Source organism: Actinomycetota bacterium, assembly GCA_036280995.1.
Classification (GTDB): domain Bacteria; phylum Actinomycetota; class CALGFH01; order CALGFH01; family CALGFH01; genus CALGFH01.
Map to the genome: position 1 here is coordinate 1 of DASUPQ010000927.1, position 4,445 is coordinate 4,445.

A 4,445-nucleotide genomic window follows, 5' to 3' on the forward strand; every position below is an offset into this window, starting at 1 on the left:
ACGGCCGAGAGCTGGCCGAGCGTTACGTGCGGGCGAGCGAGGTCCGCGACGCGCTCAGCCGCCTGCCTGACGAGCAGCGCGAGGTACTGAGGCTGGCCTACTTCGGCGACTGCACCCAGGCCCAGATCGCCGCCCAGCTGGACATTCCTCTCGGAACGGTCAAGGCACGCACATTTCGGGGCCTCCGCCGGCTTGGCCAACTCCTTGCGTCGGATCATCAGTAGAGAATCACCGTGGCATCGCCAGGACGACCGACGCGCTCACCGCGAGTCGTCACGGCCGTCCGGCTCCCGGGTCGAGCGGGCCTGGCACAACGTCAGGCCGACGGCCACGCCGCGTCCGTCCTCGCCCACCTCCGGAGCTGACCAGCCCGGCCCCGCCGGGGAGGATGACCGCCGACGACCTCCAGCACCGGTCGGTCATCCCAGCGGCGGGCGGTGACGATGCCGGCGTGCCAGCCGGGGGCGCGGCCGCCGGTGGGGGGGTGGATGGCGTCGATGGGGAGGCCGGTGCGGGTGAGGAGCCAGGCGACGACCGAGTTGGAGTTCCACATCTCGCCGGTGGCGAGCTCGTCCCGGCCCCAGGCCGGGGTGGGGAGGGAGGCGACCAGGTCGAGGAGGCAGCGGGCCTGGTGGGGGTCGTCGCTGAGGGACTGGGGGCTGGCGACCGCCTCGGCCAGGTCGGGGATGACGCCGTCCCGCCAGCGGCGGACCTCGTAGCGGAAGGCGCGGAGGCGGGCCAGGCGGCGGCTGGCGACCGGGCCCTCGACGACCACGCCGCGCGACCGGCCGTCGGCGTCCGGGATGGGCCAGGAGTTCTCGATGACGAAGCGTCCCTCGGGGAGGCGCACCTCGAGGGCGGAGTGGTAGAGGTCGAGCGGGCGCCGCCGCTCCAGGAGGGCGTGGACCGCCTCGTAGATCTGGCCGTTCAGGCGCACGAACCGGCCGCCCGCGCCCAGCGGGAGCCAGTACAGGTCGATGCCGGCCTCCGGCGCCGGGTGGTCCACCTGGCCACACCTCCGTCCTCAGCGCCATGGTCGCGGGCGGCCGCGGCGCCGGACAGGGGCGAACGGCACCTCAGCGCCGGGACCCCGCCGGCTCGGCCGACCAGGGCACGGCCGCGGCCAGCGCGGCCCGCGGGTCGGGTGGCGCCGCCGGCCAGCAGGTGACCACCTGGGCGTCCGGGCGGACCAGGACGGCGCCGGCGGCGCCGACGCCGAGGACGTCCGCGGTCCCGGAGTCGAGGGTGTGGACCTCAAGGGGGAACGGGGTGGCGTGGTCGCCGGCCCAGGCCGGGGCGGCGGGGCCGGTGAGCAGGGTCAGGCCGGGGCCGAGGAGGTCGAGGGTGGAGCGCCGGTGGCCGTTGCCGCCGGGGAGCCAGGCGTGGGGCAGGCGCCCGTTGAGGTCCTCGGTCAGCGCCTCGGAGCCGTCCGGGGCGGGGCCTTCCAGGGCCGGGTTGCGCTCCACCAGCAGCGAGCCGACCCCGTGGCGGGCCAGGGTGACCGCCGCGACCAGGCCGGCCGGCCCGGCCCCGGCGACCACCACCGGGACGTCGCGCGCCCGGTCAGCGGCGGCCATTGCGCTCCTCCTCCTGGGCCTGGCGGAGGCGCTGGACGGCCATGATCCCGGACGGGTCGATGTAGGCGCCGGCGTAGGCGAGCGCCTCGAGCATCACCCACAGCCTGGACGGCCGCTCGCGGCCGAGGTCGGCCTGGCCGGCGTCGGCGGGGTCGGTGCCGGCCTGGTCCCGGAAGGCCGGGGCCCGGGTCGCGGTGCTGGCGATCAGGTGGCTCATGGGAACTCCCCTTCGTGGAACGGTGGTCACCTGCACCATGCGCGGCCGCGCTGACGTGGCGCTGACGATCCGCTGCGGTTTCGCGGGTTTCTGGCCGCAGCTGTGGTGCTAGACGGCCGCCGTTCGCCCGCGGGACCCTGACCTCGCCCCGCCTGGCATCCCGGCAGGAACGATGGCACGCCGACTGTCGCTGCTCGGCGGGTTCGAGCTCCGCTGCGCCGGCCATGACGTGGCCGTGTCCCGCAGCGGGCAGCGCCTGCTGGCCCTGCTCGCGCTCCAGGCCCGGCCGCTGGAGCGGCTCTGGGTCGCGGGCACGCTCTGGCTCGACGCCACCGAGGAGCGGGCCGGGGCCAGCCTCCGCTCGGCCTTGTGGCGGCTCCCCCAGCCGGGCGGGGTGGCCGTGGTCGAGGCCTCCCCGACCCATCTGCGCCTGGCCCGCGACCTGGACGTCGACGTCCACGAGCTGGCCGCCCGAGCGCAGAGGCTGGAGTCCCCGGCCGGCCTGCCCGGACCTGACGTGGACCCTTCGTCCCTGGCCAGGGACCTGCTCCCCGACTGGTACGAGGACTGGGTGGTGCTGGAGCGCGAGCGCTTCCGGCAGCTGCGCCTGCACGCCCTGGAGGCGCTGTGCCGGCGGCTGATGCAGGCGGGACGGTTCGGGGCCGCCGTGCAGGCCGGGCTGGCCGCGGTGGCGGGCGAGCCGCTGCGCGAGAGCGCCCACCGCACCCTCATCCAGGCGCACCTCGCCGAGGGCAACCCGGGCGAGGCGGTCCGCCAGTACCACCTGTACCGCCGCCTGCTCGCCGGCGAGCTCGCGATCGAGCCGTCGGCCGCCATCCGCGAGCTCGTCCGTCCGCTGCTGCGGTGACGCGGCGGTGACGGCCGGAGGCCACCTTCCCGGGCCATGTCACCGTCCCGCGACCGTCCCGTTCCCGAGCGGACCGGCGTCCTGGTCATCCGCGTCTGGCTGGAGCAGGACGCGCCCGCCAGCCTCCGGGCCCGCCTCATCCAGGCCACCGACCTCGGCGAGGCGCCCACGACCCTGGCCACGGCGGCTGGCGTGGCCGGTGTCCGCGACGCGGTGGAGGCCTGGCTGGAGCGGTTCCTGGACGCCCCGGAGCGGTGATGCCGCCGTGACGCGGCGGTGACGACCGCCGCCCAGCCTGCGCCGCGTGGGCCCCACAGCCAACGGCTCCGCCAACCCCCGAGGAGGGAACGTGTTCTACAACGTCCAGCGGCTCATCAACGAGATCGTCCCCGACGAGCCGGACCCGGCCGCCGCCAACGCCCTGCAGGAGGGGCTGGGCGGCCAGTTCGGCGAGATGCGGACGATGATGCAGTACCTGTTCCAGAGCTTCAATTTCCGCGGCAACGCCAAGCCGTACCGCGACCTCATGTACGCGATCGGGACCGAGGAGATCAGCCACGTCGAGCTGATGGCCACCACCATCAGCAATCTGCTGGACGGATCACCCCGCTACCAGGGCAAGGCCAGCGACCCGCTGGACAAGCCCGCCGCCGGCGGCAAGACCCCGCTGGAGATCGCCCTCCACCAGAGCAACATCCACCACTACCTGGTGGGCGCCCAGGGGGCCCTGCCGGTGGACGCGGCCGGCAATCCCTGGTCGGGCTCGTACGTCTACAACAGCGGCAACCTGGTGCTCGACCTGCTCTACAACCTGATGCTCGAGTCGACGGGGCGGCTGCAGAAGTGCCGCCTGTACGAGATGACGGCCAACAAGACGGCCCGCACCACCATCGCCTACCTGATCGTCCGCGACCAGGCCCACGAGAACGCCTACGCCAAGGCGCTCGAGACCCTCGGGGTGAACTGGGGCAACACCCTGCCCATCCCCAAGACCCACGCCGAGAAGTTCCCGGAGGTCAAGAAGCTGCTCGACCTCGGGTTGCAGGCCCAGCAGCCCCACTTCGGGCTCGACGGCCTCTCCGAGCTGGCCAAGATCTTCCAAGGCCCCTCCCCGATGAACGACGGCACCACCCTGTCGGTGCCCGACGCCCCCGAGGGGTTCCCGGTCCCGGTGGCCCGGGAGCGGTTCGAGGAGTTCTCCCCCGGCCTCGACCCGGCCCTGCTGGAGCTGGTCCAGGCGACCGCGGAGATGGAGCTGGCCGTCACCCCCGGCGGGGCCACCGGCGCCCCAGGGTCGGGAGCCGGCCTGACCGACAAGGTCAAGGACAAGCTCACCTGATCCCGTCCAGGGGCACGGCCGGGGGCGCCTCCTCGGCCGTGCCCCTGCCTTCCGACCCGTCCCCCGAGGAGCGATCCATGGCCGCCGCCACCGTGCTCGTCACCGTCGTCTACGTCGCCGGCGCCGTCCTGGCCCTGCTGCTGGGCGGGCCCGGCCAGCGCCTCGCCGGCCTGGCCGTGCTCGCCGTCACCGCCGCCCGCCTGGCCGCCCTGCGCGGCGCCCGCCAAGGAGCCGGCCCATGGTCGTGAACAACCCCGCCCTGCTCGACACCGTCCGGCCGCTGCCGGGCCCCGGCGGGCCAGCACCGGCGGCCGGAGGCGGGCCTCCGCGCCGCCGCCGCCTTCGCCGGGCCGGCCTTCCTGGTCTCCATCGGCTACATGGACCCGGGCAACTGGGGCACCGACCTCGCCGCGGGCAGCCGCTTCGGCTACTCGCTGCTGTGGG

Annotated in this window: 8 protein-coding genes; 5 read left to right on the forward strand and 3 right to left on the reverse strand. The window is 74.9% G+C overall.

Annotated features, from left to right (window positions below; translation table 11 throughout):
* On the forward strand, positions 1-224 hold a 224-nt coding region (locus VF468_30930; GenBank protein ID HEX5882700.1), incomplete at its 5' end, for a sigma-70 family RNA polymerase sigma factor.
* 92 nt (positions 225-316) lie between these two features.
* On the opposite strand, the gene VF468_30935 is transcribed toward VF468_30930, so the two are convergent.
* From VF468_30935 to VF468_30945, 3 genes are all read right to left on the reverse strand, one after another.
* Entirely contained in the window at positions 317-1,006 is a 690-nt protein-coding gene (locus tag VF468_30935) for a hypothetical protein (protein ID HEX5882701.1), read from the reverse strand.
* A 70-nt stretch (positions 1,007-1,076) separates the two neighbouring features.
* Positions 1,077-1,577 (reverse strand): FAD-dependent monooxygenase, encoded by a 501-nt coding sequence (locus VF468_30940; protein HEX5882702.1) that lies wholly within the window; start codon positions 1,575-1,577, stop codon positions 1,077-1,079.
* Entirely contained in the window at positions 1,564-1,794 is a 231-nt protein-coding gene (locus VF468_30945; protein ID HEX5882703.1) for a hypothetical protein, read from the reverse strand. Before VF468_30945 ends, VF468_30940 begins: the two co-directional genes overlap by 14 nt.
* Before the next feature lie 172 nt (positions 1,795-1,966).
* Here VF468_30945 and VF468_30950 point away from each other — a divergent pair, with 172 nt between their 5' ends.
* From VF468_30950 to VF468_30965, 4 genes are all read left to right on the forward strand, one after another.
* Positions 1,967-2,662, forward strand: coding sequence for a BTAD domain-containing putative transcriptional regulator (locus VF468_30950; protein HEX5882704.1), 696 nt, complete (start codon positions 1,967-1,969; stop codon positions 2,660-2,662).
* 36 nt (positions 2,663-2,698) lie between these two features.
* Positions 2,699-2,920 (forward strand): hypothetical protein, encoded by a 222-nt coding sequence (locus VF468_30955; protein HEX5882705.1) that lies wholly within the window; start codon positions 2,699-2,701, stop codon positions 2,918-2,920.
* Positions 2,921-3,011: 91 nt separating this feature from the next.
* The gene (locus VF468_30960) at positions 3,012-4,001 is read left to right on the forward strand and encodes a manganese catalase family protein (protein HEX5882706.1); all 990 of its coding nucleotides are present in this window, start codon (positions 3,012-3,014) and stop codon (positions 3,999-4,001) included.
* Between the two features lie 77 nt (positions 4,002-4,078).
* Positions 4,079-4,249: a hypothetical protein gene (locus VF468_30965; GenBank protein ID HEX5882707.1), complete on the forward strand. Its 171-nt coding sequence runs from the start codon at positions 4,079-4,081 to the stop codon at positions 4,247-4,249.
* Positions 4,250-4,445: the final 196 nt, after the last annotated feature.